This window comes from Niveispirillum sp. FG156 (assembly GCF_057809555.1).
Genome location: NZ_JBMDKE010000085.1, coordinates 1 through 5399, shown reverse-complemented (window position 1 = coordinate 5399; position 5399 = coordinate 1). Strand labels below are relative to the sequence as shown.

Below are 5399 nucleotides of genomic sequence, written 5' to 3'. Positions count from 1 at the left end.
TGGATGCGGGGGCAGGATTTGAACCTGCGGCCTTCAGGTTATGAGCCTGACGAGCTACCGGGCTGCTCCACCCCGCGTCAGACCGGATGCGTATTGCAGCCGGTAAAGCGGAACGCCGGCCTTTTGGGCCGGCGTTGGTATCTTGGTTATCGTGAAGTGTTTGTTCCTGTTACGAGCAGACCTGGCGGCGACCTACTCTCCCGTGTCTTGAGACAAAGTACCATTGGCGCAGAGGGGTTTCACGGCCGAGTTCGGGATGGGATCGGGTGGGGGGCCCTCGCTATGACCACCAGGTCGGCGCGTAACAGGGTTGGTTTTGTGAAATGTGTTGGGTGCTGTTTGGGATGCTGTGCGTATTGTGTGGGTTTGCCGCTGCGCATGAGCGGGATGGATCAAGCCGGACGAGCGATTAGTAAGGCTAAGCTTCACGCATTGCTGCGCTTCCACACGCCTCCTATCAACGTGGTGGTCTACCACGGCTCTTCAGGGAATGCTTGTTTAGAGGGGGGTTTCCCGCTTAGATGCTTTCAGCGGTTATCCCTTCCATACATAGCTACCCGGCTGTGCCACTGGCGTGACAACCGGTGCACCAGAGGTATGTTCATCCCGGTCCTCTCGTACTAGGGACAAATCCTCGCAACATTCCAACACCCACGGCAGATAGGGACCGAACTGTCTCACGACGTTCTGAACCCAGCTCACGTACCACTTTAATCGGCGAACAGCCGAACCCTTGGGACCTGCTCCAGCCCCAGGATGTGATGAGCCGACATCGAGGTGCCAAACCTCCCCGTCGATATGGACTCTTGGGGGAGATCAGCCTGTTATCCCTAGAGTACCTTTTATCCGTTGAGCGATGGCCCTTCCACGCGGGACCACCGGATCACTATGGCCGACTTTCGTCTCTGCTCGACTTGTCAGTCTCGCAGTCAGGCGGGCTTATGCCATTGCACTCGCCGGGCGATTTCCGACCGCCCTGAGCCCACCTTCGCGCGCCTCCGTTACCATTTGGGAGGCGACCGCCCCAGTCAAACTGCCCACCATGCAGGGTCCCGGCCCCCGGTTCAGGGGGCTCGGTTAGACGTCAAGAATTGCAAGGGTGGTATTTCAAGGACGGCTCCACACGAGCTGGCGCCCATGCTTCAAAGCCTCCCACCTATCCTACACATGCCATTCCTAACGCCACTGCAAAGTTGCAGTAAAGGTTCATAGGGTCTTTCCGTCTGACCGCGGGAACCCCGCATCTTCACGGGGAATTCAATTTCGCTGAGTCGGTGTTGGAGACAGTGGGGAAGTCGTTACGCCATTCGTGCAGGTCGGAACTTACCCGACAAGGAATTTCGCTACCTTAGGACCGTTATAGTTACGGCCGCCGTTTACCGGGGCTTCAATTCAGTGCTTGCACACCTCCTTTTAACCTTCCGGCACCGGGCAGGCGTCAGACCCTATACGTCGCCTTGTGTGGCTTCGCAGAGCCCTGTGTTTTTGGTAAACAGTCGCTACCCCCTGGTTTGTGTCCCCCGCCCCTGGTTGCCCAGAAACGGGGCTCGCTTATCCCGAAGTTACGCGAGTAATTTGCCGAGTTCCTTCAACACCGTTCTCTCAAGCGCCTTGGTATACTCTACCTGTCCACCTGTGTCGGTTTCGGGTACGGTCTCATGCGGGGGCTATTTCCTGGAACCTGTCCGCGGCACACCCAATCCGTTAAGGGCATACCGGTTTTCAGATCCGTCACTCACCCGCTGGCCCACGAATATTAACGTGGTTCCCATCGACTACGCCTTTCGGCCTCGCCTTAGGGGCCGGCTCACCCTGCGTGGATTAACCTTGCGCAGGAACCCTTGGACTTTCGGCGAGAGTGTTTCTCACACTCTTTGTCGCTACTCATGTCAGCATTCGCACTTCCGATACCTCCAGCATGCCTCACGACACACCTTCGACGGCCTACGGAACGCTCCGCTACCGCTCAATCTTGCGATTGAACCCGCAGCTTCGGTGGGTGGCTTAAGCCCCGTTACATTTTCGGCGCAGGCCGGCTTATCTAGACCAGTGAGCTATTACGCTTTCTTTAAAGGATGGCTGCTTCTAAGCCAACCTCCTGGTTGTCATGGCCTTCCCACATCCTTTCCCACTTAGCCACCACTTGGGGACCTTAGCTGGCGGTCTGGGCTCTTTCCCTCTTGACGATCGACCTTAGCACCGACCGTCTGCCTGCCGGACTATACTCACCGGTATTCGGAGTTTGGTTAGGTTTGGTAAGGCTTGCGCCCCCCTAGCCCATCCAGTGCTCTACCCCCGGCGGTAACCATCCGACGCGCTACCTAAATAGCTTTCGCGGAGAACCAGCTATTTCCTGATTTGATTGGCCTTTCACCCCTAGCCACAGCTCATCTCCGACTTTTTCAACAGGCGTGAGTTCGGTCCTCCAGTGCATGTTACTGCACCTTCAACCTGGCCATGGCTAGATCATCAGGTTTCGGGTCTACAACCGGCAACTAAAGCGCCCTATTCAGACTCGCTTTCGCTACGCCTCCAGCTATCGCCTTAAGCTCGCTGCCGACTGTAAGTCGCTGACCCATTATACAAAAGGTACGCCGTCACCCCGCAAGGAGGCTCCGACTGTTTGTAGGCATCCGGTTTCAGGTGCTGTTTCACTCCCCTCGTCGGGGTGCTTTTCACCTTTCCCTCACGGTACTGGTTCACTATCGGTCACTGAGGAGTACTTAGGCTTGGAGGGTGGTCCCCCCATGTTCAGACAGGATTTCACGTGTCCCGCCCTACTCGAGGATCAATTCCGATTTACCTGTACGGGGCTATCACCCGCTTTGGCCCGACTTTCCAGACGGTTCCAGTTATGTAGAATTGACCACTGGCCTGGTCCGCGTTCGCTCGCCACTACTAGCGGAGTCTCGGTTGATGTCCTTTCCTCCGGGTACTTAGATGTTTCAGTTCCCCGGGTTCGCTTCCCAAACCTATGTATTCAGTTTGGGATACCTATTGCTAGGTGGGTTTCCCCATTCGGAAATTCACGGATCAAAGCTTGCTCGCAGCTCCCCATGACTTATCGCAGCGTGCCACGTCCTTCATCGCCTCTCAGTGCCAAGGCATCCACCAGATGCCCTTAAGACGCTTGATCCATTCGTCACGCTCACGCGCAGGGACAAGCCCACACATCGCAAACACAACAAACAGCACTATCCGCTTTTCCAGTTGTCACGATCCGTCACCAGATCACGACAGAAAGCCCGCCCTCTCGGCTAAGAGGCAGCCTTCCCTGCAAAGCGGAACCCATTCGGTCACACTTCACAAAACCATTTTCACGATGTTCAAGAACCGGCAGCCCTTGCTGCCTACAGTCACCCTTTCAGGCAACCGATCTGTTGCTTCTCATGGATATCTCACCACCACTACCCACCAACTCAACGCATAAACGGAGTTTGGTGGAGGCGGACGGGATCGAACCGACGACCTCATGCTTGCAAAGCACGCGCTCTCCCAACTGAGCTACGCCCCCAATTTCTCGGGAAAAGTTTAGCGGTGATCCAAAATAGCCAAAACCCGGCGCAAAGCACCGGGCTTAGCTATCTGATCCATGAGAAGGGATGCGGAGACGGCGGACCCATCACCAAGGTGATGACCGGGATAATCCCAGCTGCGTCCGACAGGAAGGTTCTTCCTTAGAAAGGAGGTGATCCAGCCGCAGGTTCCCCTACGGCTACCTTGTTACGACTTCACCCCAGTCGCTGACCGTACCGTGGTCGGCTGCCTCCTTGCGGTTAGCGCACCGGCTTCAGGTAAAGCCAACTCCCATGGTGTGACGGGCGGTGTGTACAAGGCCCGGGAACGTATTCACCGCGGCGTGCTGATCCGCGATTACTAGCGATTCCAACTTCATGCACCCGAGTTGCAGAGTGCAATCCGAACTGAGATGGCTTTTGGAGATTCGCTTCCACTCGCGTGGTCGCTGCCCACTGTCACCACCATTGTAGCACGTGTGTAGCCCAACCCGTAAGGGCCATGAGGACTTGACGTCATCCCCGCCTTCCTCCGGCTTGTCACCGGCAGTTCTGCTAGAGTGCCCAACTTAATGATGGCAACTAACAGTGGGGGTTGCGCTCGTTGCGGGACTTAACCCAACATCTCACGACACGAGCTGACGACAGCCATGCAGCACCTGTGTCCCTGTCCCCGAAAGGAAAGACGCATCTCTGCGCCGGTCAAGGCATGTCAAGGGTTGGTAAGGTTCTGCGCGTTGCTTCGAATTAAACCACATGCTCCACCGCTTGTGCGGGCCCCCGTCAATTCCTTTGAGTTTCAACCTTGCGGCCGTACTCCCCAGGCGGTCGGCTTAATGCGTTAGCTGCGACACTGAAACCCTAAGGGCCCCAACGTCTAGCCGACATCGTTTACAGCGTGGACTACCAGGGTATCTAATCCTGTTTGCTCCCCACGCTTTCGCGCCTCAGCGTCAGTTACCGTCCAGTAGGCCGCCTTCGCCACTGGTGTTCTTCCCAATATCTACGAATTTCACCTCTACACTGGGAATTCCACCTACCTCTCCGGTACTCTAGCCTACCAGTCTCAAACGCAGTTCCCAGGTTAAGCCCGGGGCTTTCACGCCTGACTTGATAAGCCGCCTACGCGCCCTTTACGCCCAGTAATTCCGAACAACGCTAGCCCCCTTCGTATTACCGCGGCTGCTGGCACGAAGTTAGCCGGGGCTTCTTCTCACACTACCGTCATCATCGTCGTGTGCGAAAGAGCTTTACAACCCGAAGGCCTTCATCACTCACGCGGCATGGCTGGATCAGGCTTGCGCCCATTGTCCAATATTCCCCACTGCTGCCTCCCGTAGGAGTCTGGGCCGTGTCTCAGTCCCAGTGTGGCTGATCATCCTCTCAGACCAGCTACTGATCGTCGCCTTGGTAGGCCTTTACCCCACCAACTAGCTAATCAGACGCGGGCTGCTCCTTTGGCGATAAATCTTTCCCCCGTAGGGCTCATCCGGTATTAGCGTTCGTTTCCAAACGTTATTCCGAACCAAAGGGTACATTCCCACGTGTTACTCACCCGTGCGCCACTCACCTTGCGGTGCGTTCGACTTGCATGTGTTAGGCCTGCCGCCAGCGTTCGTTCTGAGCCAGGATCAAACTCTCAGGTTTTTCGCGGCTCACTCAGGCCAAAGCCCAAACAAACCTCATTGACGGATACTACAACGTCAAACACTTACCCAATCATTGAACCTAACCCCATCCACCATCCAAAGACGATGGACGGCGTTAAGAGCAACATATCTTAGGATGCTCAACGCAACGTATCCAAACGAACCAGACCTGCCAGCTCATCAAGATCCGCCGCCTGCGCATCCCTTCTCAACAGATTCACTTGTCAAAGAACCA

Annotated in this window: 2 tRNA genes and 3 rRNA genes; all 5 read right to left on the bottom strand. The window is 56.0% G+C overall.

Annotation, left to right across the window (positions count from 1 at the left end):
* Positions 1-77, bottom strand: a tRNA-Met gene (locus ACODSP_RS28140).
* A gap of 102 nt (positions 78-179) precedes the next feature.
* Positions 180-294, bottom strand: a 5S ribosomal RNA gene (rrf, locus tag ACODSP_RS28135).
* Positions 295-388: 94 nt separating this feature from the next.
* Positions 389-3136, bottom strand: a 23S ribosomal RNA gene (locus tag ACODSP_RS28130).
* A 302-nt stretch (positions 3137-3438) separates the two neighbouring features.
* Positions 3439-3514: transfer RNA gene (locus ACODSP_RS28125), tRNA-Ala, on the bottom strand.
* Between the two features lie 167 nt (positions 3515-3681).
* Positions 3682-5162, bottom strand: a 16S ribosomal RNA gene (locus ACODSP_RS28120).
* Together the 16S, 23S and 5S rRNA genes with 2 tRNA genes alongside form the textbook arrangement of a ribosomal RNA operon.
* Positions 5163-5399 lie beyond the last annotated feature (237 nt).